This is a genomic window from Lacinutrix chionoecetis, assembly GCF_053604665.1.
The window spans coordinates 197493-219660 of the sequence record NZ_JBSHNQ010000087.1; the positions used below are offsets into that span (position 1 = coordinate 197493).

Consider the following 22168-nt stretch of genomic DNA (forward strand, 5'->3'; position numbering starts at 1 on the left):
AATTCAGAATTTTGAATTTAAAATTAAATAAAGATGGCAGAAGTAAAACCAGCTGAAGTATCAGCAATCTTAAAACAACAACTTTCAGGATTTGAAGCAACCGCTACATTAGACGAAGTTGGAACAGTATTAACTGTAGGTGATGGTATTGTACGTGCTTACGGATTAGCTAACGCGCAATACGGAGAATTAGTAGAATTCGATGGTGGTGCAGAAGGAATTGTACTTAACCTTGAAGAAGATAATGTAGGTATTGTATTGTTAGGAACATCGGTAGGTGTTAAAGAAGGTTCGACTGTTAAACGTACAGAACGTATTGCATCTATTCAAGTAGGTGAAGGTATCGTAGGACGTGTAGTAGATACTTTAGGTAACCCAATCGATGGTAAAGGGCCAATAACAGGCGAAACGTACGAGATGCCTTTAGAGCGTAAAGCACCAGGTGTTATTTACAGAGAGCCAGTAACCGAGCCATTACAAACAGGAATTAAAGCAATTGATGCTATGATACCAGTTGGTAGAGGACAACGTGAGTTGGTAATTGGTGACCGTCAAACAGGTAAAACTGCTGTTTGTATTGATGCCATTCTAAACCAAAAAGAATTTTACGATGCAGGTGAACCTGTATTCTGTATATATGTTGCTGTAGGCCAAAAGGCATCAACAGTAGCTTTAATTGCTAAAACTTTAGAAGAAAAAGGAGCTTTAGCTTACACAACTATAGTGGCTGCAAATGCATCAGATCCTGCTGCAATGCAAGTTTATGCACCAATGACAGGAGCATCTATTGGAGAATATTTTAGAGATACTGGAAGACCAGCTTTAATTGTTTTTGATGATTTATCAAAACAAGCTGTTGCTTACCGTGAGGTATCTTTATTATTAAGACGTCCACCAGGACGTGAGGCATATCCTGGAGATGTATTTTACTTACACTCAAGATTATTAGAGCGTTCTGCAAAAATCATTAATGATGATGATATTGCTAAAGAGATGAATGATTTACCAGATTCTTTAAAACCAATTGTAAAAGGTGGTGGTTCTTTAACTGCATTACCAATTATCGAAACGCAAGCAGGAGATGTATCGGCCTATATTCCAACAAATGTAATTTCTATTACAGACGGACAAATTTTCTTAGATGGAGATTTATTTAACTCTGGTGTACGACCAGCAATTAACGTAGGTATTTCTGTATCTCGTGTTGGTGGTAACGCACAGATTAAATCTATGAAAAAAGTATCTGGTACTTTAAAATTAGATCAGGCACAATATCGTGAGCTTGAAGCTTTCGCTAAGTTTGGTTCAGATTTAGATGCTGTAACTTTAAATGTAATTGAAAAAGGAAAACGTAACGTTGAGATTTTAAAGCAAGCGCAAAACGATCCATTTAAAGTGGAAGATCAAGTTGCAATTATTTATGCTGGATCTAAAAATTTATTAAAAGACGTACCAGTAGATAAAGTAAAAGAATTCGAAAGAGATTATTTAGAATTCTTAAACGCTAAACATAGAGATGTTTTAGATACTTTAAAAGCAGGTAAATTAACTGATGAGGTTACAGATACATTATTAACTGTAAGTAAAGACCTTTCAGCTAAATATAGAGCTTAATCCATACCACACTTTCGGTAAGGAAGGAGTAGTTGGAACGGAATTTTTATTTAACACTAATCAATCCCTCTCCTTTGGAGAGGTAAGGAGAGGAAAAAATGGCAAATTTAAAAGAAATACGTAACAGAATATCATCGGTATCTTCAACCATGCAGATTACCAGTGCCATGAAAATGGTATCGGCTGCAAAATTAAAGAAAGCCCAGGATGCTATTACTGCAATGCGACCTTATTCAGATAAATTAACAGAGCTTTTACAAAGCTTAAGCGCAACTTTAGATGCAGATACAGGAAGCCAGTATTCTGAACAACGTGAAGTTAAAAATGTATTAATTGTTGCTATAAGTTCTAACAGAGGTTTAGCAGGAGCTTTTAACTCAAACATTATAAAGCAAACACAAAACCTTGTAAGTAATGTACATGCAGGAAAAAAAGTTTCTGTTTTAGCTATTGGAAAAAAAGTGAATGACGCTTTTGCTAAAAAAGGAATTGTTATCGAAAATAAAAGTGAACTTTTCGATGATTTAACTTTTGATAACGTTGCAGATATTGCTGAAATGTTAATGGATAAATTTGTTAGTGGTGAATTCGATAAAATCGAAATTGTATACAACAAGTTTAAAAACGCAGCAACTCAAATTGTAATGACAGAGCAGTTTTTACCAATTGTTCCTATTGAAGGAGGTGCCGAAGTAAATACTGATTATATTTTCGAGCCTTCTAAAATAGAAATTGTAGAAGCACTTATTCCTAAATCTTTAAAGACGCAATTGTATAAAGGTATTAGAGACTCTTTTGCCTCAGAGCATGGTGCACGTATGACAGCGATGCACAAAGCAACAGATAACGCAACAGAACTTAGAGATCAATTAAAACTTACATATAATAAAGCGCGTCAAGCAGCTATTACAAACGAAATTCTTGAGATTGTTGGTGGTGCTGAAGCTTTAAATAACTAATTTTTTAATCCTGCACAGACAGGAATACCCAATATTTTAAAACCTTATTCAATTTGAATAAGGTTTTTTTATGTGTTTACTTTCTATTTTTTATCTTTATCAATTCTTAACAAACAGACAATGAAACTTTTAACTGTATTATTTGTAGCTATTTTTAGCCTAAGCGCAATGCAATGCTCGAACTCAAAAAAAGCAGTTACCACAAATGAAATGAAGATTGAAAAAAATGCATCGATTGAAGCTAAGGGAGCCTATTTTCAACGATGGATTGCAGGGCAAGAGGCAGGAGGTTCTGGTATCACTCTATTTTTTCCAAACCTTATAAATAAAAATAACTACACACTGAAACAAGTTTATTTTAGAGGAATGATTGGTGAAATACAAATTGGCAAAGCTTCATATTTTGCAAGCTTAAAGTCAGAGAAAAAGGATCTTATAATGAGTAACGAAGAAAACGCAGAATATGGAAATACCCTTCCAAATAATTCTGAACCTTTTCCGTTTAAATTAAAAGATACCCAATGTGTAATAAGTTACGAAGATAATAATACAATAAAATATATTCAAATTGATGGGATTGTTGAGAAGGAAAGTCAATACTATCCTACTGCGCCTCCAAAAAATAATTAAGAATAACTTATATTTACCAACCCAAATTTAACCAAAATGACTTTTTTTAAATCAACAGTAAAAATTATGCTACTGTGCTTGCTTTTAGCAACTACATTGCAATGTTCAAGCGCAAAAAGAGCACATAAATTACCAGTAGAAACAGAGAAAAAAATTGACTACACAACACCCTATTTTCAAGCTTGGGTGGTCCCAATTACTATTGGAACGGATGGTGTGCACATTTACATACCCAATTTACAAGCCAATAAGGGAATTACAATCGAAGATGTTTTTTTTAGAAACATGATTGGTAAACTTAAAAAAGGAAGAGGGTTGTACGAAGCAACGCTAACAAGAGCTGCACCAGACGATAGAGCACAGGCAGCAAGAGATTTCCCATTCGATTTATTGAACAACGAGTGTGTAGTAAGTTATATTGAAAACGGAGTGATAAAATATTTCCTTGTCGATAAAATTCTTGAGCGCGAAGGTGTGTACTACGCAAACGGATTACCAAAAGACAAAATGTAAAGTAAAATACTTTTATAGGTCTAATAGAATCAATACATTTAGGCTAATTATTAAATAGCATTTTGAGCGGATTCAAATCTCTTTTTAAACAAACTTTTATTTATGGCTTAGCAACGGTGCTGCCACGAATGTTAAGTTTTATTTTAGTACCTCTTTACACAGATCCGCAAGTGTTATCGACTGCAGAATATGGACGTGTTTCTTTTATTTTTGCCTATTTCGTACTGTTTAATGTTATTCTGGCCTATGGTATGGAAACGGCTTTTTTTAGGTTTTTTAATAAAGAGGAAAACCAAGAAAAAGTTATAAATACCTCAGCAGTTTCAATTATATTAAGTTCTTTTGCTCTATTAGGATTAGCGTTCCTTTTCCGAAATCAAATTTCAGTGTTAATCGATATTGAACTTAAGTACCTAAACTTAGTGTTCTTTATTTTACTCTTAGACGCATTAGTAATAATTCCTTTTGCGTGGCTTAGAGCCACAGCAAAACCAATGCGTTACGCTGTTATCAAAATTTTAAATGTTGCCATTAATTTAGGCCTCAATGTCTTTTTATTATTGTATTTAAAAGGGTTAGCCAAAGAGCATTCGTTTTTTAGCAGCATCTACAAACCAGATTTTGAAATTAGTTACATATTTATCTCTAACCTAATTGCAAGCGGAATAACATTACTATTACTATTGCCTTTTTACACCAAAATTAAGTTTAAATGCGATGCCGCTTTATGGAAAAAGATGATGCGTTACGCCATGCCAGTGTTAGTTGCAGGTATAGCCTTTTCTATAAACGAAACGTTTGATCGTATTTTATTAGAAAAACTTCTGCCAGCCAACATAGCCGATGAACAAATTGGTATGTATTCTGCCTGTTACAAATTAGCCTTGTTTATGACGTTATTTGCAACAGCATTTCGCTTAGGTATTGAACCCTATTTTTTTAGTCATTCTAAAACCGAAAATCCTCAAAAAAATTACGCAAAAATTTTAGAATTTTTCGTCGCTTTTGGTTCTATTATATTTTTAACTGTTGTTGTTTTTGCAGATGTAATAAAACCGTACATTATTAGAAGCGAAGCCTATTATGAAGCCATGTGGATTGTGCCTTTTATTTTATTGGCTAATTTCTGCTTAGGCATATATCACAATCTATCGGTCTGGTATAAAATTACAGATCGTACAAAGTTTGGTGCTTACATTTCTGTATTTGGTGCAATTATTACATTAGTACTAAACATTGCTTTAATCCCAGTTATTGGTTTTAAAGGATCTGCCATTGCCACACTTTCGGCTTATGCAGTCATGATGCTGTTGTCTTTTTACTTTGGAAGAAAATATTACCCAGTACCTTACAACCTTAAAAAAATAGTACTCTACTTAGGCCTATCAACCGTAATTTCTATGGTATATTTCTATAATTTTAGAGGTAATTATGTTATAGGAATTAGTGTATTAATTGTATTTTTAGGCATGGTTTTTCAACTTGAAAAAAACGAATTCAAACAAATATTACAGGCCAAATAATTCCTTTGCTTTGGGTAGACTAAAGATTGAAATATGAAGATAAAAATAATAAATAAATCGGCTCATAAATTACCACATTACGAAACCATAGCATCGGCAGGTATGGATTTAAGAGCTAACATAGATAAGAGTATAACATTGCAGCCAATGGAACGAGCCATTGTACCAACAGGGCTATTTTTAGAGCTGCCTATTGGTATAGAAGCCCAAGTAAGACCAAGAAGTGGCTTAGCGGTTAAAAAAGGAGTTACAGTGCTTAATGCACCCGGAACGGTGGATGCCGATTACAGAGGAGAAGTAGGTGTAATATTAATTAATTTATCTACCGAAGTTTTTAACATAGAAAATGGCGAACGCATAGCACAACTTGTAATTGCTAAACATGAACGTGCAGAGTGGCAAGAAGTAGAAACACTTTCTGAAACCAAAAGAGGTTCTGGTGGTTTTGGAAGTACAGGAGTAAAATAAAAGTTTAACATTTAAAAATACTTGCTTTCGCAGGCATTAATATGAAAATAATAGTACCAATGGCAGGTCGAGGTTCTCGACTGCGTCCACATAGTTTAACAGTACCAAAACCTTTAATTCCAGTTGCTGGACAACCAATTGTACATCGTCTGGTTAAAGATATTGTCAAAGTATTAAACCAACCAATTGAGGAAATAGCCTTTGTCTTAGGCGATCCTGCCTGGTTTGGAGACGACGTGGTTTCAAGTTTAGAAGCCTTAGCAAAAAGCTTGGGAGCAAAAGCGTCTATTTACAGACAAGACCAACCCTTAGGAACGGGACATGCAATTATGTGTGCTAAAGAATCGCTTTCTGGACCAGCAGTAATTGCTTATGCAGATACGCTTATTCGTGCCAATTTTAATTTGGATCCAGAAGCAGATGCTGTAATTTGGGTGAAGCAGGTAGATAAACCTGAAGCCTATGGCGTTGTAAAACTCAATGAAAAGAAAGAAATTGTAGAACTGGTAGAGAAACCAGAGCAATTTGTTAGCGATTTGGCCGTAATAGGAATCTATTATTTTAAAGAAGTTGCGGTTTTAAAAGCCGAGTTACAGAAAGTACTTGATAATAACATTATTAATGGTGGAGAGTATCAAATTAACGATGGTATTAAAGGCATGATGAAAAACGGAAAAGTCTTTAAAACCGGAGAAGTTAGCGAATGGATGGATTGCGGGAATAAAGCAGTAACACTTGAAACTAACCAACGTATGTTGGGCTTTTTAAAAGCCGATGCAGAGGAGCAATTAATTGCAAATTCTGTAAAAAAAGAGAACTCAAAAATTATAGAACCATGTTATATTGGCGATAATGTAATTTTAAAAAATGCAACGATAGGTCCAAACGTATCGATTGGTAATAATTGTGTAATTGAAGATTCAACAGTTAAAAATAGTCTAATTCAGAACGAAACCACAATAAAAAATGCTAATTTAGACGAAGCCATGATTGGGAACCACGTAAAGTACGATGGAAAATTCACCAAAATTAGCATAGGTGATTATTCGGTTTTGGAATAACTATTGATTATTGAATGTCATGCTGAGCCTGTTTAATGAGCTCTTAACAATGAAAAACAAACTAAACATATTATTAATTATTTTCGGAATGCTTCTGTTTCCGCAACTTTCCAATGCACAGGTTGATTTTAATGCAACACCTGATGACGACTTGGGTAATGTGTCTGATGAATTCCAGGAACTGTTCTACGAAGCGCTTAAGGAAAAAGCCATCGAAAATTACGGCAAAGCTATTATCGCTCTTGAGAAATGTATAGAAATAGACGATTCTAAATCTATTCTGTATTTTGAGTTAGGGAAAAATTATAACAAGCTTAAAAATTTTGGTGCTGCCGAAGATGCCCTTAAAAAAGCAGTTAATAAGGAGCCGGATAACGAGTGGTATTTAGACGAGCTCTACGAAAGTTATGCGCAGCAAAACGATTACGACAAGGCAATTAAAACCATAAAACAACTGGTAAAATACCACCCTGATTATAAGGAAGATTTAGCGTCTCTATACGTACGGACAAAAAAGTATAAAGACGCTTTAAAGGTTTTAGACGAATTGGATGAAGAATTAGGTATTTCAGACATGAGAGACCGATTAAGAAACCAGATTTACAATGCTACAGGACAAAAGAAACAGCAAATTAGAAATCTTGAAGATCGTGTTGATGAAAATCCAGATGCCGAAAAAAACTACCTTGCTTTAATCTTCAGGTATAGCGAAAATAATGATAAGGATAAAGCCTTTGAGACAGCTAAAAAACTACTTGAAATAAATCCAGAGTCGCAATTAGTACATTTGGCATTGTATAAGTTTTATTTAGACGATGGCAAAGCACAACAAGCTATTAAATCTATGCGAGTAGTATTAAATAGCAGACAAATCAAACCTGAAGCCAAGTTAAAAGTATTAGCAGATTTTGTAAATTTTGTAAGTAAAAATCCCGAGTACGAAAAAGATTTGGTTGATATCACTACTTTAGTAAGCGAAAGTGCAGCAGACGCAAAAACCTTTGTGGAAATTGCACAGTATTATTTAGCGAAAGATGATAAGACTAAAGCCATAGAATATTATGCCAAAGCACAGGCTATTGAGCCAGATAACTTCGGGATTTTAAGAAATATCATATTACTGCATATCGATTTAAAAGCATTTGATATAGCCGAAGAAAAAAGTGCGGCAGGTTTAGAAAAATACCCTTCGCAACCTGTTTTATACCTCACTAACGGTGTTGCACTCAATCAATTAAAACGGTACAATGACGCTGTCGAAATTCTCGAAACAGGATTGGACTACATTATTGAAGATAATAAAATGGAAGCCGATTTCTATAAACAATTAAGTAAAGCTTATACTGGTTTAAACAATTTAGCTAAAGCAAAAACGTTTAGTGATAAAGCTAAAAAGTTAGAAATCCCTAATTAAATGATATTTAAACCTCAAACAATTACGCTAATACTTGTGCTTTGTATTGGTTTGGTAAGTTGCAAAACATCTAAAACCATCACAGAAAATGGCGCGTTAAACCCTAACCTTTCTACCAAGCAGATTGTTAAAAACAGCAGCAAAAATCTTTCAAAATTTAACACCCTTAGCGCAAGAGTAAAAATTGAGTCTAACGATGGTAAAAAATCACAATCTGTTTCTGTGTCTTTAAGAATGGAAAAAGATAAAACCATTTGGATGAGTAAATTAGGAATTGTTAAAGCTTTAATCACGCCAGAAAGAGTAGCGTTTTACAATAAATTAGATGGCACCTATTTCGATGGCGATTTTACTTATTTAAGCGAGTTATTAGGGACAGAATTAGATTTTAATAAAGTACAAGCATTATTGTTGGGAGAACCAATTTTTAAGCCTAACGCTAAGGATTACGACGCTTCAGTTTATGAAAACTCATACATGCTTAAGCCCACAAATCAAGACAATGTGTTCGAATTATTCTTATTGTTCAATCCTACCCATTTTAAAATGGATTCTCAGCAAATTGCACAATCTCAAGCGCAACGTTTGCTTCAAATAGATTATACGGCCTATCAAAAAGTAAAAGAAGAAATACTCCCGGAAAGCATAAAAGTGATTGCTTTAGAAAACGACGACCAGTTACAAATAGACTTAGAACTTAAAGGCATTGAATTGGATGAAAACCTTCGTTTTCCATTTACAATTCCTTCAGGTTACGATGAGATAATACTTAAGAAATGATGCGTATTTTTAAGAATAGAATACTAATTTTTAGCCTGCTTTTTTTAAGTAGCATTTTTGCTTTTTCTCAAGGTGGTAAACAAAAAGAATTAGAAGCAAGACGTTTAGAACTCTCTCGAGAAATTGAAAAAATAAATGCTTTATTATCTTCTAACAAAACGAAACAGAAATCGCAGATAACACAAATTGAGGACCTTACTTATAAACTGAGTGTGCGCGAAAACTTGATAAAAGTAACAAATCAGCAGGCAAATTTATTGACGCGCCAGATTAATAATAATCAAAAAGAAATTTCTAATAATAGAGATGAATTAGAGGTTTTAAAGGCAAGCTACTCTAAAATGCTCCAAAAGTCTTATAAAAATAAAAATAAGCAGAGTCGTGTTATGTTTTTGCTGTCTTCGGCAAATTTTAAGCAGGCTTACAAACGTATTCAGTATTTAAATCAATATGCCGATTACCAAAAAGAGCAGGCCGAAAAGATAAAGGAAAAAACAAAAGCTCTACAAGAAGCTAACACACAATTATTAGTACAAAAAGAAGCAAAAAGTAAACTCATTGCCGAAAATAAAAAAGAACAAATAGCACTTGAAATAGAGCGAAAGCAGCGTGAAGAAATCATGCAGTCTATTAAAAAGAATTTAAACACCTATAATGCTCAAATTAGAGCAAAACAAAAAGAAGCTAAGCGCATAGACAGAGAAATAGACAAACTTATTAGTGAGGCTATTGCCGCATCTAACAAAAAGGCTGGTGTAAAAACCACTTCTAAAACAAAAAGCTTTGCACTAACTGCAGAGGCCAAGGCATTAGCTGCCGATTTTTTAGGCAGTAAAGGTAAATTACCATGGCCAGTAGAAAAAGGAATAGTAAAACTACGGTATGGTAAACAACCATCGCCTGTAGATCGCTCTTTAACTATTAATAGTAATGGTGTTAGAATCTCTACTGAAAAAGGTGCGAAAGTACGTGCTGTATTTAATGGTGAAGTTATGGGAATTTTAACGCCGAAACGAAGCAATCCTATTGTAATGATTAAGCACGGAAATTATATCACTACATACCAGAATTTAGGTAAGATTTTTGTTAAAACTGGCGATAAAATAACCACTAAACAAGAGATTGGCGAAGTCTTTACAAATCCATCTACTGGTGAAACTATTTTAAAATTCAGGATTGATAAGGATAATAAAACACAAGACCCTTCGAGCTGGATTTATAAGATGTAATCTAAAAATACTATCTTAATAGTATTAAAGCGTTTGCTAAACTATATTCCAAGAATGAAAAGAGCCATTTTAATCCTATTATTAGCCAGTTTTATGTGTGTTAGCTGTAATAATACTTCTAAAACAGATAAAACTATTGATGACAATATATACCTTTCCGACAAAGAACAAAACCCTATAGATGTAATTGAAGCCGAACAAGAGAGCGATTTAGCAAATGCTTATTTTTATGTTTTAGCGCCTAACGGATTATCCTTAAGAAAATCGGATATACTAAGTAGCGAAAAGCTCCTCACCATTCCATTTGGTGCAAAACTAAAACAAACCGCACCCATTTACACCGTAGATTTAGCAGTAGAAAACATAGAAGGTAGTATGATGCAAGTACTTTACGAAGGAAAAACCGGTTATGTTTTTAGTGGCTTTTTAAGTGCTTTTCCACCTCTGGAGAAAGAAGAAAAAAACGAGGATTACATAACACGGTTAAAAGCAGTAAATCCTAATGCGGTTTTCGAATCTAAAGATACACCTCAAGATTTTCATCAAGGCACAGTCGAAACTCTTACATTACCAGCTACACAATGGCATGAAGCTTTTTATTTGGCTAAAGCCAATTATAACATCCCAAAGTCCTTTAACTTTCCAGGTCATAAAGGGAATGACAAAGAAACTGTTAGTGAAAAAGATAAAGATTCTAATATCTGGTCGAGCGATTTGTTTATAAGTAGAGCAGCATCTCGATTAGATACTATTCAATACAACTGGCGAGCAGAAGGAAGTGGATATTTTGTGGTAATCACTAAACCTGAGGCAAGCAGTATTAAAATAGAATATACAGGCTTTGCAGATTAGTCTGCTACTCGAAAAGTGCTTTTAATTCGGTGGCATCATTTGGTTTCATTTTACCAGCAAGTACTAAACTTAGTTGTTTACGTCTTAGGGCGCCTTCAAAACGTTCTATTTCTATTTTCGTTTCCGGAATTAACTCTGGAACAGGAACAGGTCTTCCCGTTTCATCCACAGCAACAAAGGTATAAATAGCTTCATTAGCTTTAGCTTTTACTCCAGATTCTCGGTCTTCTATCCAAACATCTATGTATATTTCCATAGAGCTTTTAAAAGCACGAGAAACCTTAGCATCTACCGTTACCACACTACCAAGTGGAATCGCACGATTAAACGCGACATGATTTACAGAAGCGGTTACCACGATGCGTCGCGAATGACGACGTGCACTTATACCAGCAGCACGATCCATTCTGGCAAGTAATTCACCACCAAAAAGATTATTAATTGGATTGGTTTCACCAGGTAAAACCATATCTGTCATTATGGTCCTTGAGTGTTTTGCTGCTTTTGCTTCCATCGAAAAAAAAATAGTTTATTGTTCCGGTAAATAGGAAAAATTTGTAAGATGCAAAGGTAAGCTGATTTAGAATTTTTCAGCCCTAAATTTTAGTGGAAATTAACAGAAATATTAATCTAAGGCTTTAACCAACAACCAAGCTGCGTCATTGTTAGTGTCACGTATGGTTTTTAACTCACGAAGCGCTTCGTTTCTATCATTAAAACTTGCATAAGCTACTTGATGTAAACCATATTTATTAATACCAATTTTTCTGGCTTTAAAACCTTGCTCTTGTAATTGAGCTACTTTTTTATCACAATTACTCTCTACTCTAAAAGCTCCTGCAACAATGTGGTAATTTCCAGATTGTTTACTAACATTTAAAGTTGCTGCAGGTAAAGGGTTGCTTATAACAAAAGTAGCTTCTTGTATTTGGTTTTCTAACTGCTTATTTGCTTCTTCTTGTGCAATCTGGTTTTGCGCGTTTATCTCATTAACATAATAATTACCAGAAACCAAGCCACCTAAAGTTAATGCTATTAATGCAACTGCAGCGTATTTTAAATAAGGTCTTGCTTTACGTTTTTCTGGCGTAACCGTTAATGGTATCACTTTTTCAATAGCTTCTACTTCTTCTTTGTAAACCTCTCGGGTTACAGTAGGTGAAACCAGTTGAGAAAGCCCAAAAGCGTCCGTTAAATAATTTAAATTATAGCTCGGGTTAAACTCAATCTTACCTTCGTTGTTTAATTTAAGTTCACCAATATTTTCAAAAGACAATGTTTCGCCTTCTGTTAGATAAGATTTTAATGATTTTACACGTTTGGCAATTTTTCTTGTGGCAGCTTCAAAAGGAATCTTTTCCACATCAGCTACATAATGTGCTAGTAAACCATCGTTAGTTTGTATTTGCTCATTAAAAGATAATTTCTTTTTTGGCGGATAAAACGCATTGGTAGATTCGTGCAAAACTGCCGGAACACGTTGTGATAAAAAAGCACCAAACTCAGGCACAGTAACACATTCGTAACGGTATAATAAATCGCTTATGTAAGTTTCTAATTGCATAAAAACAAAGTTAACCTTTTTATTTAAAAATAAAAGATAGACTTTGTTAATTATTAAAAGCGTGAAAATTCTTTTATTGTAGTCTCAAAATCAATATTATAAAATGAGTGAAAACGATTTGCTTTATACCTTGGCGCTCCAAAATGTTGTAAAAATTGGCGATGTAACCGCTAAAAAACTAATTGCACATTGTGGTTCTGCGGAAGCTGTATTAAAAGAAAAAAAGCAAAATTTATTAAAAATTGATGGGATTGGAACGGTTAATATTTCAGATTTATACAAACAAAACCACCTCGAAGCTGCAGAAAACGAACTAAAATTTATTAAAGCTGAAGGCATAAAAACCCATTATTTTAATTCTGAAACTTATCCTGAAAAATTAAAACATTGTATAGACAGTCCTATCTTGTTATTTGAAGCAGGAAATATAAACCTTAACAAAAAACATATTATTAGTATTGTTGGTGCACGAAAAATAACTACTTCTGGTATTGCATTTTGCGAAAAATTAGTTGAAGAACTTGCCATTTATAATCCGGTAGTTGTGTCTGGTTTCGCTTATGGTACAGATATTACTGCACAAAAGGCAGCGATTAAACACAATTTACAAACAGTAGGTTGTTTAGCGCATGGCTTAAATCAGATTTATCCCAAAACACATAAAAAATACATGGCTGAGGTAGAAAACAATGGTGGTTTTTATACCGATTTTTGGAGTACCGATGCTTTTAATCGAAATAATTTTTTAAAACGTAATAGAATAATTGCAGGTATTAGTGAAGCAACTATAGTTATTGAAAGTGCCGAAAAAGGAGGCAGTTTAGTAACGGCAGATATTGCTAATTCTTATAATCGCGACGTGTTTGCCGTGCCAGGCCGCACGACAGATTCGCAAAGTGTAGGCTGCAATAACCTTATAAAACAGCAGCAGGCACATTTACTTTCCACACCTTTAGATGTGCCGTATTTATTGAATTGGCAATTGGAAGATGACCAGAAACCAGCCGTGCAAAAACAATTATTTGTAGAGCTTGACGACAACGAAAAAGTAATTTATAATTATTTAAAAGATAATGATAAACAATTACTGGATGTTATAGCCTTAAACTGTAATATGCCAACTTTTAAAGTTGCTGGTGTTTTATTAAATATGGAATTAAAAGGAGTTGTAAGACCTTTACCAGGAAAATTGTTTGAGGTTATTTAGTACATACTTAAACAGGTTGTGTTAACCTTATAATAGCAAAATACATTAAGAGAATAGTTAATCTTAAAACTTAATGTCATGAAACAGCTATTTTTCAAACTTAAATTTGCATTCTTACTAATTATATTAAGCATTCAAACCAGCAGTTATTCGCAGTGCGATCCTAATGCTCCAAATATAGGTGTTCAAGCTCAAGCCATATCGAGTGCTACAATTATTAAAGGCACAGCTGCCACACTCACTTCTCCTGTTACAGGATTAAGTTATCAATGGATTAAGGACGGTGTTAATATCTCTGGAGCTAACACGCAACACTTAATAATTAATAATTTCGACGATATAGATGTTGGAGAATATACCGTTAGCGTTGATGGTACAACTTTAATCAATGCAGTAAATTTATCAATACTTGAAAATACCATTAGCGCGTACGACACTGATCGTGAAGCTCTAATAGATTTATACAATAGCACAAACGGACCTGCATGGACAAATAATGCGAATTGGCTAACAGGACCCATAGAAACATGGGAAGGTGTAACGGTTACAAATTGTAGGGTAACAAAACTCAATTTACAAGACAATAATTTAAATGGAACATTACCTGCTTCATTTAGTAATTTAACAGGGCTTAAATATTTACACTTAAATGTTAATAATATTTCGGGTGTATTAGATACGTCATTAATGACCTCCTTGGTTACACTTGGAGCGCAAAATAATAACTTTAACGATATTGAAATTAGTGCAAACGACGTCATACAAAGAGTTAATATTTCTAATAACCCAATTACTCCTGGTAAAATTATTAATCTTTCTGCAATGCGAGAACTCATAGATTTTAGAGCTGTTGGAATAGGTTTAAGCCAATTAATTATGTCTGGAGATTATAATAATTTAAGATATTTAATAATTCAAGATAATGAGATTACCGGAACTTTAGATATGTCTGCAATGCCTAACATTATCACGGTCTATGCTCATAACAATCAATTTACAGATTTTAATATGGGAATTGGAGCAAAGCTGCAGCGCTTTTATATGTATAATAACCCAATTACACCTGGAAAATCTTTAGACATATCCACAATGCGTGATTTATTAGATTTTAGAATTCAAAGCTTAGGAATATCGAATCTTACTGTTGCTGGAAATTATGATAATATGAGATATTTTATGATTCATAATAATCAAATTTCTGGAACATTCGATATTTCTAATATGCCAATCGTATCGTTAGCTTATGCTCACAATAATTTATTTACAGATTTTAGCGTAGGTAATAACCCAGAGTTAAGACGTCTATATTTATATAACAACCCAATTACACCTGGAAAGACCATGGATATTTCTCTTATGAGAGAATTATTGGATTTTAGAGTTCAGGGTCTAGGGCTAAACGAATTAATTATGTCTGGAACGTATAGCAATATGTATTACTTTATTGTTCAGGATAATAATATTATAGGAGATTTAGATTTATCTACAATGTCAAATTTAAGATTGTGCTATGCCAGAAATAATTTGTACGAAAACTTGACCCTACCTACTAATTTTGCGGATGTTGACAGTTATTTGACACACATAGATGTGAGAAACAATAACTTACATTTTAATGATCTTATGCCATACACCAGCATTTTTAATACAACTAACTTTTATTACGCGCCACAGCGAAATGTACCAACTCAGGTTTCGGGTAATACTGTTTCTGTAAGTGTTGGAGGTGCTACAGACTATAATTGGTCGCCTTCTGGAACAGGAAATCCTTATGTTGCCACTTCAAGTGGAACCTATTCTTGTGCAACAAGTAATCCAGCAATATCTGGATTAATAATACAAAGTGATCCAGTTGTGGTAACGGTATCGTCTGATAGAGTTATTAACGAAACGAATAATATTGTTAAAGAACAAAATGATACTATAGATAGACTAAAAGTGTATCCAAACCCAGTGTCTCAAACAGAGCCAATACTTAACGTTAGTCTTAACACAGAAACCTCTAAACCTGTTCGTTTTACGGTTTATGCTGTTAACGGACAAAAAGTAAAAGAAGTCACTAAAGATGGTAAATTTAAACAATCTAATTACCAGTTAGATTTAAGCGGAATACCACAAGGCATGTATATTTTACAATCGGAATTTGATGGTAAAACAGTGAAACAAAAAGTGATGGTGAAGTAAGTTAGTAGCCGATATTTAACAAAAAAACTGAATACTAATAGCATTCAGTTTTTTTGTTAATTTATACATTTAGTATCCTACTTTCTTGCGAACACGCTTTAAAACACTATCAGCAACCAGCTTTGCTTTTTCAGCACCTTTAGCTAAAGCTTCATCAACTTTGTCAAGGTTATTCATATAAAAATCATAACGTTCACGAGGTGTTTCAAATGTTTTTAAAATCAATTCAAACAAGGCTTGTTTGGCATGACCATAACCATAATTACCATTTTCGTAGTTAGCTTTCATGCTTGTTATTTCGGCTTCAGAAGCTAATAAACTATAAATAGCAAAGCAATTACAAGACGCCCAGTCTTTTGGGTCTTCAAGTGGCGTACTATCCGTTTCAATACTCATAATTTGTTTACGCAGTTTCTTTTCTGGTAAAAAAATGTTGATAATATTCCCTTTACTTTTACTCATTTTAGCGCCATCGGTTCCAGGAACAAGTTTGGTGTTTTCTTGTATTTTCCCTTCTGGCAATACAAAGGTTTCACCCATTTTTGCATGAAAACGCGAGGCAACATCACGTGTCATTTCTATATGTTGTAATTGGTCTTTACCAACAGGAATTATTTCGGCATCATACAATAAAATGTCTGCAGCCATAAGCATTGGGTACGTAAACAGGCCTGAGTTTACATCTTCCAATCTATCTGCTTTATCTTTAAAACTATGCGCTAAGGTTAAGCGTTGATATGGAAAGAAACAACTTAAGTACCAAGACAATTCGGTTACTTGCGGTACATCGCTCTGTCTGTAAAACACTGTTTTTTCTATATCTAAGCCAAACGCCAACCAGGTAGCTGCAGTAGAATACGTGTTATTTTTGAGTGTGTTAGCATCTTTAATTTGGGTTAGCGAATGCATGTCTGCAATAAACAAAAAGGATTCGTTTGCAGAATTGTTTGCTAAAGCCATTGCGGGCATTAATGCGCCTAATATATTTCCTAAATGTGGTGTGCCTGTACTTTGTATTCCTGTTAATATTCTTGCCATAACATTACCTGCGAATGCAGGTATCTCTTTTTAATAACGCTAAATAGATTTGCGTTTTAGAGTTTTAACTAAATATATTAAGCCAAAAACTCGTTTTATTAAACTAAAATTTTATTCGGTAAGCAAAGGTATTTTTTTTCAATTAAAATAGCTCAAAACAATTATGTATTTTTGGCGCTTATGATTGTATTTAAATACATTTTCTGGATTTTATATAGAGTTTGGTTTTATATTTTAGTTGCACTGCCAATTATTATTCTATTTCCATTTTTGGTTTTATCAATTTTAAAAGAATCCTGGTATCCTTATTTTTTTAAGCTAGCGCGTATATGGGCAAGATTTATTTTAATAGGAATGGGTTTTATAACCAAAATTATAAGAGAGGAAACTCCAGATAAAAATAAGAGTTATATGTTTGTTGCCAACCATACTTCTATGGCAGATATTATGCTCATGTTGGTTACGGTTAAAAACCCGTTTGTTTTTGTTGGTAAAGCCGAGTTAGCTAAAATTCCATTGTTTGGATTTTTCTATAAACGTACGTGTATATTGGTAGATAGAAATAGTCAAAAAAGCAGACAAGCCGTTTTTTTAAGAGCACAAAGACGTTTAAAACAAGGCTTGAGTATTTGTATTTTCCCAGAAGGTTTAGTGCCAGAGGAGGATATCGTGCTTGCTGAGTTTAAGGATGGTGCTTTCCGGTTGGCTATTAATCACCAAATACCAATTGTTCCTATAACTTTTGCAGATAATAAAGAACGTTTTTCTTACACTTTTTTTAGTGGAGGTCCAGGAAAAATGAGGGTAAAAATTCATAAATTTATAGAAACAAAAAACTTAAATACTAAAGATACTGCTCAAGTTAATGCACAGTCTAAGGCTGTTATTTATAATCAGCTTTTGGCGTTTCAGTCTAAGAAAAAACTATAAAAAAAAGCTGCCCTTGGCACAGAGCAGCTTAAAATTATTGGAGTTCTCAATGTGTTGAGATACTTAGTAAAAGTCTAACCAACTAAAAAACTTAAAACTTAAAATTTATAACTAAAACCAGTATAAACTCCAATAATGTATGGTTTAAAATCGCCTGAGGTTTCACTGTAAGCATTAATTTGATACTTGAAAGTAGGTTCTAAATTAAATTTAAGCGCTTTGCTAAATTTATAATCTATACCAATTCCAGCATTAGCACTAAAACTTACATTATTAATATTATTAGCCTCACCAATTTTTGTTTTTCTATTTTCTACTTCTGTTACAACCTCGTTATCATTTAAAATAAAAGTACTAAAACCGCCAATTACATTAACTCCAAAACGCTTGTTTGAGACAGCATATTCTAATTCTAAAGGCACTTCCATATAACTTAACCGCTGACTTAAAGCCGCATTTAAATTGTCGTTAACAACACCGCTAATTTGTTGTACAGATAAATTATTAGCGCTCAAAACAGCAATATTTTCGCCTTGATTGGTTGGGACAAAGTTAATATTACGTAATGGCGAACTGCTTGGAGTGTTAGCAACACTTTCGTAAATAATTACGTTTGCAGTATCGTAACTTAAATTTAATTTATTAATTCCAGAACGAAGTTTTAATTTATCGTTTAAAGCATAGCCAACATTAACACCATAACTGGTATTAATTTCTCCGTTTTTAGGATTGTTTATAAATTGATCGTGAATGTGAGAACCTTTGCCAAGAGTATTATAGTAAACAGGTGCGGCATTTGCGCTAACCGACCACCTGTTTACGTTTTCTTCCTCTTCTTTTTCATCAAAATCTTCAATCTTGGCAAGAGCCTCTTCGATGGTGTTAGACGAGTTTGCGCTGTCTGGTTCCATCATTTTTTCTTCTTCTTTTTCATTATCTGTTGTTGCAACTGTTGTATTGGGAGTTGCCGTGTTCTTATTTAAATTGTTTTGTTGCGTGTTACCATTCGATTCTTTTTTATTTGTAGTGTTCGACGCAATGGTTGAATTATCTGCTGTATTATTTTTTATGGGTGATGACGCTTGGTTTTGCGAATTTGAATCTGCTTTATTATTTATGCCAATTGCAGTACTGTTTGTTTTAGTAGAAGCGTAACGGTTTACAGTATTTTTAGAGGTATTAGATGCTTTTTGGTTTTCTGAATTTTGAGTATTTAAATACGGTGCATTGTTGTTATGGAGCGGTTGCGCTGAATTGTTAGTTTCAGAATCATTTGCTAAATCATTTTTGACATTTACCAAGGGTTCATTTGTTGATGCTTCGCTTTTATTTTTGAAGCTATTGTTTTCATCTTCTGAAGTTGTAACGGTTCCGTTTAAAGCATCGTCGTTATTGTTATTATCATTTTTAGAAGGTGCTGTCTTTGTATTATTTTTAGTATTAGTATCTACTATGGTATCGTTAGTATTCCTTTGGGTATCTTGAGAATTGAACACTACATTTCCAACTGTAATTAGTAACAGTAAAGCAGCAGCTATTCCTGCATAACGCAACCATATTGGCGCGCCAGATTTGGTCTTTTCTTCAGGTTGTTTTATTTTACTTTGAATACCAGCCCAAACACTATCGCTTGGTTTTGCTTCAAAATCCTTAAACTTTTCTTGAAAAAGTCTATCTATATGTTTTTTTTCACTCATCTTATAAAGATTGGGAATTTAAGCCCTTTTTATAGTCTGTTATTTTATCTTTTAAAATCTGTCTGGCGCGTGCAAGATTAGATTTTGAGGTTCCTGTTGATACGTTTATCATGTTGGCTATGTCTTGATGAGAATAACCATCCATTACATAAAGGTTAAATACTAAACGATAACGGTCTGGCAATTCTTGAATGATTTTTAACAGATAATCTATAGAAATAGAATCATCATCATCTATTGTAACTGCTTCTTCTTCTATTAAATCGTCATTTACAATATCGAAAACGCCTTGAGTTCTATAACGCTGCAAAGCAGTATTTATAGTAATTCGTTTTAGCCAGCCTTCAAAAGAACCTTTATTTTTATATTGCTCTATCTTATTAAAAATAGTAACAAAAGCGTCTTGCAGATTGTCTTCCGCTTCGACATAATTTCTTGAATACTTTAAGCATACTGAAAACAATTTACTCGAAAAGAGCTTATATAGTTCGCCTTGTGCTTTAGTATCATTAATTTTACATTTATGTATGAGTTGATCTAAACTCAAATTAAATACATGTATTAATTATTCTACTACGGGAACTTCTACAGTTAAGTACGTGTCCTCTCCGTTATCGTCTTCTCCTTGCCAAAATTTAAAAACATAAGACCCAGTTTGGGTAGCCTTAAAATTAAAAGTTGCTTCAAGCTCTGTACCTAATGCTGTACAATTGCCATTACTTTGAAAGACTGTACTAATTACAGCAACTGTTCTTTCATTATTTTCCTTGAGATAATAAATATCGCTAAAAGCATGACAAGTTGTTGGTCTTAAATAAACCAGAGTAATTTCGTAAGTTTCGTTTAATACAAACTCTTCAGGCAATACCGCTTCTTCAACAGGTAATAATTCCTGATAATCTGTGGGAGAATCGTCACTTAAACTACAAGAGAATGTTACTAAACCAATAATTAAAATAAGGAGCTTTTTCATTTTCATTTTTATTTTTCCATACGTGTATTCTATTAGAAGATGCAGACATCTTTAAAAGGTTGCGTCTAAAAATAAAAAAATCCCGATTTTTTCGGGATTTTCTATTTATATAATTTTACTTATCGTCTTTAATGGCTTTCTTTATTTTTTGTTCAAGCTCATCAAACAATTCTGGATTGTCTTTAATAATAGCTTTTACAGCGTCTCGTCCTTGCCCTAATTTAGTATCATCATAACTAAACCAAGAACCTGCTTTTTTTATAATTTCTTTTTCTACTGCCACATCTAAAATCTCTCCTACCTTACTAACACCTTCTCCATACATGATATCGAATTCGGCCAATTTAAATGGAGGTGCCACTTTATTTTTAACCACTTTCACTCTGGTTTTGTTACCCATAACTACACCATCTGTACTTTTAATTTGTGTAGAACGTCTAATATCTAAACGTACAGAAGCATAAAATTTAAGAGCATTACCACCAGTTGTAGTTTCTGGATTTCCAAACATTACTCCAATTTTCTCACGTAATTGATTAATAAATATTACGGTACAGTTAGTTTTACTAATAGAGGCTGTAAGCTTTCTTAAAGCCTGAGACATTAAACGTGCATGTAAACCCATTTTACTATCTCCCATTTCGCCTTCAATTTCACTTTTAGGTGTTAAAGCGGCAACCGAATCGATAACTACAATATCAATAGCACCAGAGCGAATTAAATTATCTGTAATTTCTAAAGCCTGTTCTCCATTGTCTGGCTGAGAAATGATTAGGTTATCTATATCAACACCCAATTTTTCTGCATAAAAACGGTCGAAAGCGTGTTCTGCATCAATAAAGGCAGCAATTCCTCCTGCTTTTTGCGCTTCGGCGATAGCGTGTAAAGTTAATGTTGTCTTACCTGAAGATTCAGGGCCATATATTTCGATTACTCTACCTCTTGGATAACCACCAACACCTAATGCAATATCTAAACCTAACGAACCAGACGGAATAGCATCAACATCTACAACTGCAGCGTCGCTCATTTTCATTACCGTTCCTTTTCCGTATGCTTTATCTAATTTATCTAATGTTAGCTTTAATGCCTTTAGTTTTGCGTCTTTTTCATTGCTCATTTTTTCTTTTTTTAACTGTTTGTCGTGCTAAAATACTATTTTTTTAATCTTTTATTTAATTTCTCACGCAACCTTTTTAAACTTTTTGCATCTACTAATAAAAGCGGGAAAGATTTAGCTGTGAAAAAGAAAAATTAGCCGCATTTTTAAAAATTCATGTTTAATTTTTAAGTGATAATAGCATGAGGTATTTAAAAAAAGTATTAACATCAAAAACATTAGGTGTTTCAGTAGCCGTTTTAGTAAACAGCAGCTGTAAAGCCGATGGAGGTTAGCTCGTTTTTGTTTTTAGAAATAAAAAACAATTAATAACGAGTTAGTCTATTAAAAGTCCGTTGCGCAAACAACGGACTTTTTTTTGTTTTTATAAATTTAAGAGAAATGAAGATTTTATAAAAACATCCCAATTTTA

General features: G+C 33.5%; 21 protein-coding genes. 14 read left to right on the forward strand and 7 right to left on the reverse strand.

Annotated elements, in window-relative coordinates; genetic code table 11:
• The first annotated feature begins 33 nt into the window (after positions 1-33).
• The 11 genes from atpA to ACVC43_RS15825 all read left to right on the forward strand — a co-directional run bounded on the left by atpA (position 34) and on the right by ACVC43_RS15825 (position 11043).
• Complete coding sequence (gene atpA / locus ACVC43_RS15775) at positions 34-1614, forward strand: F0F1 ATP synthase subunit alpha (RefSeq protein WP_452225506.1); 1581 nt, start codon at positions 34-36, stop codon at positions 1612-1614.
• Positions 1615-1712: 98 nt separating this feature from the next.
• A complete protein-coding gene (gene atpG / locus ACVC43_RS15780; protein ID WP_452225507.1) occupies positions 1713-2573 on the forward strand; it encodes an ATP synthase F1 subunit gamma in 861 nt (286 codons plus the stop codon).
• A 120-nt stretch (positions 2574-2693) separates the two neighbouring features.
• Entirely contained in the window at positions 2694-3203 is a 510-nt protein-coding gene (locus tag ACVC43_RS15785) for a hypothetical protein (RefSeq protein ID WP_452225508.1), read from the forward strand.
• Between the two features lie 36 nt (positions 3204-3239).
• Positions 3240-3716, forward strand: coding sequence for a hypothetical protein (locus ACVC43_RS15790; RefSeq protein WP_452225509.1), 477 nt, complete (start codon positions 3240-3242; stop codon positions 3714-3716).
• A gap of 62 nt (positions 3717-3778) precedes the next feature.
• A complete protein-coding gene (locus ACVC43_RS15795) occupies positions 3779-5239 on the forward strand; it encodes an oligosaccharide flippase family protein (protein WP_452225510.1) in 1461 nt (486 codons plus the stop codon).
• A gap of 33 nt (positions 5240-5272) precedes the next feature.
• Positions 5273-5707, forward strand: a complete 435-nt coding sequence (gene dut / locus ACVC43_RS15800) for a dUTP diphosphatase (RefSeq protein WP_452225511.1) — start codon at positions 5273-5275, stop codon at positions 5705-5707.
• Between the two features lie 41 nt (positions 5708-5748).
• Positions 5749-6768, forward strand: a complete 1020-nt coding sequence (locus ACVC43_RS15805; protein ID WP_452225512.1) for a sugar phosphate nucleotidyltransferase — start codon at positions 5749-5751, stop codon at positions 6766-6768.
• A gap of 49 nt (positions 6769-6817) precedes the next feature.
• Entirely contained in the window at positions 6818-8182 is a 1365-nt protein-coding gene (locus ACVC43_RS15810; protein ID WP_452225513.1) for a tetratricopeptide repeat protein, read from the forward strand.
• Positions 8183-8962 carry a DUF4292 domain-containing protein gene (locus ACVC43_RS15815; protein WP_452225514.1) on the forward strand — a complete coding sequence of 260 codons (780 nt, stop codon included), beginning with the start codon at positions 8183-8185 and terminating at the stop codon, positions 8960-8962.
• Positions 8959-10191 (forward strand): murein hydrolase activator EnvC family protein, encoded by a 1233-nt coding sequence (locus ACVC43_RS15820; protein WP_452225515.1) that lies wholly within the window; start codon positions 8959-8961, stop codon positions 10189-10191. Before ACVC43_RS15815 ends, ACVC43_RS15820 begins: the two co-directional genes overlap by 4 nt.
• A gap of 54 nt (positions 10192-10245) precedes the next feature.
• A complete protein-coding gene (locus ACVC43_RS15825) occupies positions 10246-11043 on the forward strand; it encodes a hypothetical protein (protein ID WP_452225516.1) in 798 nt (265 codons plus the stop codon).
• Positions 11044-11047: 4 nt separating this feature from the next.
• Here the strand turns inward: ACVC43_RS15825 and ACVC43_RS15830 are convergent, their stop codons facing one another.
• Together ACVC43_RS15830 and ACVC43_RS15835 are read right to left on the reverse strand one after the other, a co-directional pair.
• Positions 11048-11557 (reverse strand): acyl-CoA thioesterase, encoded by a 510-nt coding sequence (locus tag ACVC43_RS15830; RefSeq protein ID WP_452225517.1) that lies wholly within the window; start codon positions 11555-11557, stop codon positions 11048-11050.
• A gap of 111 nt (positions 11558-11668) precedes the next feature.
• Complete coding sequence (locus ACVC43_RS15835) at positions 11669-12607, reverse strand: HU domain-containing protein (RefSeq protein WP_452225518.1); 939 nt, start codon at positions 12605-12607, stop codon at positions 11669-11671.
• Between the two features lie 103 nt (positions 12608-12710).
• On the opposite strand from ACVC43_RS15835, the gene dprA reads away from it, so the two are divergent.
• On the forward strand, positions 12711-13814 hold the full coding sequence (gene dprA / locus ACVC43_RS15840; protein ID WP_452225519.1) for a DNA-processing protein DprA: 1104 nt from the start codon (positions 12711-12713) through the stop codon (positions 13812-13814).
• Positions 13815-13892: 78 nt separating this feature from the next.
• Complete coding sequence (locus tag ACVC43_RS15845; protein WP_452225520.1) at positions 13893-15998, forward strand: T9SS type A sorting domain-containing protein; 2106 nt, start codon at positions 13893-13895, stop codon at positions 15996-15998.
• A 69-nt stretch (positions 15999-16067) separates the two neighbouring features.
• Here ACVC43_RS15845 and trpS read toward each other — a convergent pair whose 3' ends face one another.
• Complete coding sequence (gene trpS / locus ACVC43_RS15850; RefSeq protein WP_452225521.1) at positions 16068-17036, reverse strand: tryptophan--tRNA ligase; 969 nt, start codon at positions 17034-17036, stop codon at positions 16068-16070.
• Positions 17037-17216: 180 nt separating this feature from the next.
• On the opposite strand from trpS, the gene ACVC43_RS15855 reads away from it, so the two are divergent.
• Complete coding sequence (locus ACVC43_RS15855; RefSeq protein WP_452225522.1) at positions 17217-17966, forward strand: lysophospholipid acyltransferase family protein; 750 nt, start codon at positions 17217-17219, stop codon at positions 17964-17966.
• Between the two features lie 98 nt (positions 17967-18064).
• On the opposite strand, the gene ACVC43_RS15860 is transcribed toward ACVC43_RS15855, so the two are convergent.
• The 4 genes from ACVC43_RS15860 to recA all read right to left on the reverse strand — a co-directional run bounded on the left by ACVC43_RS15860 (position 18065) and on the right by recA (position 21756).
• Complete coding sequence (locus ACVC43_RS15860) at positions 18065-19663, reverse strand: outer membrane beta-barrel protein (RefSeq protein ID WP_452225523.1); 1599 nt, start codon at positions 19661-19663, stop codon at positions 18065-18067.
• A gap of 1 nt (position 19664) precedes the next feature.
• Positions 19665-20210: an RNA polymerase sigma factor gene (locus ACVC43_RS15865; protein WP_452225524.1), complete on the reverse strand. Its 546-nt coding sequence runs from the start codon at positions 20208-20210 to the stop codon at positions 19665-19667.
• 18 nt (positions 20211-20228) lie between these two features.
• The gene (locus ACVC43_RS15870) at positions 20229-20636 is read right to left on the reverse strand and encodes a hypothetical protein (RefSeq protein WP_452225525.1); all 408 of its coding nucleotides are present in this window, start codon (positions 20634-20636) and stop codon (positions 20229-20231) included.
• A 115-nt stretch (positions 20637-20751) separates the two neighbouring features.
• On the reverse strand, positions 20752-21756 hold the full coding sequence (recA, locus tag ACVC43_RS15875) for a recombinase RecA (protein ID WP_452225526.1): 1005 nt from the start codon (positions 21754-21756) through the stop codon (positions 20752-20754).
• Positions 21757-22168: the final 412 nt, after the last annotated feature.

Coding starts and splice junctions, on each gene's coding strand:
- atpA (WP_452225506.1), top strand. CDS start 34: ATGGCAGAAGTAAAACCAGCTGAAGTATCAGCAATCTTAAAACAACAA.
- atpG (WP_452225507.1), top strand. CDS start 1,713: ATGGCAAATTTAAAAGAAATACGTAACAGAATATCATCGGTATCTTCA.
- ACVC43_RS15785 (WP_452225508.1), top strand. CDS start 2,694: ATGAAACTTTTAACTGTATTATTTGTAGCTATTTTTAGCCTAAGCGCA.
- ACVC43_RS15790 (WP_452225509.1), top strand. CDS start 3,240: ATGACTTTTTTTAAATCAACAGTAAAAATTATGCTACTGTGCTTGCTT.
- dut (WP_452225511.1), top strand. CDS start 5,273: ATGAAGATAAAAATAATAAATAAATCGGCTCATAAATTACCACATTAC.
- ACVC43_RS15805 (WP_452225512.1), top strand. CDS start 5,749: ATGAAAATAATAGTACCAATGGCAGGTCGAGGTTCTCGACTGCGTCCA.
- ACVC43_RS15810 (WP_452225513.1), top strand. CDS start 6,818: ATGAAAAACAAACTAAACATATTATTAATTATTTTCGGAATGCTTCTG.
- ACVC43_RS15815 (WP_452225514.1), top strand. CDS start 8,183: ATGATATTTAAACCTCAAACAATTACGCTAATACTTGTGCTTTGTATT.
- ACVC43_RS15820 (WP_452225515.1), top strand. CDS start 8,959: ATGATGCGTATTTTTAAGAATAGAATACTAATTTTTAGCCTGCTTTTT.
- ACVC43_RS15825 (WP_452225516.1), top strand. CDS start 10,246: ATGAAAAGAGCCATTTTAATCCTATTATTAGCCAGTTTTATGTGTGTT.
- ACVC43_RS15830 (WP_452225517.1), bottom strand. CDS start 11,557: ATGGAAGCAAAAGCAGCAAAACACTCAAGGACCATAATGACAGATATG.
- ACVC43_RS15835 (WP_452225518.1), bottom strand. CDS start 12,607: ATGCAATTAGAAACTTACATAAGCGATTTATTATACCGTTACGAATGT.
- dprA (WP_452225519.1), top strand. CDS start 12,711: ATGAGTGAAAACGATTTGCTTTATACCTTGGCGCTCCAAAATGTTGTA.
- ACVC43_RS15845 (WP_452225520.1), top strand. CDS start 13,893: ATGAAACAGCTATTTTTCAAACTTAAATTTGCATTCTTACTAATTATA.
- trpS (WP_452225521.1), bottom strand. CDS start 17,036: ATGGCAAGAATATTAACAGGAATACAAAGTACAGGCACACCACATTTA.
- ACVC43_RS15855 (WP_452225522.1), top strand. CDS start 17,217: ATGATTGTATTTAAATACATTTTCTGGATTTTATATAGAGTTTGGTTT.
- ACVC43_RS15860 (WP_452225523.1), bottom strand. CDS start 19,663: ATGAGTGAAAAAAAACATATAGATAGACTTTTTCAAGAAAAGTTTAAG.
- ACVC43_RS15870 (WP_452225525.1), bottom strand. CDS start 20,636: ATGAAAAAGCTCCTTATTTTAATTATTGGTTTAGTAACATTCTCTTGT.
- recA (WP_452225526.1), bottom strand. CDS start 21,756: ATGAGCAATGAAAAAGACGCAAAACTAAAGGCATTAAAGCTAACATTA.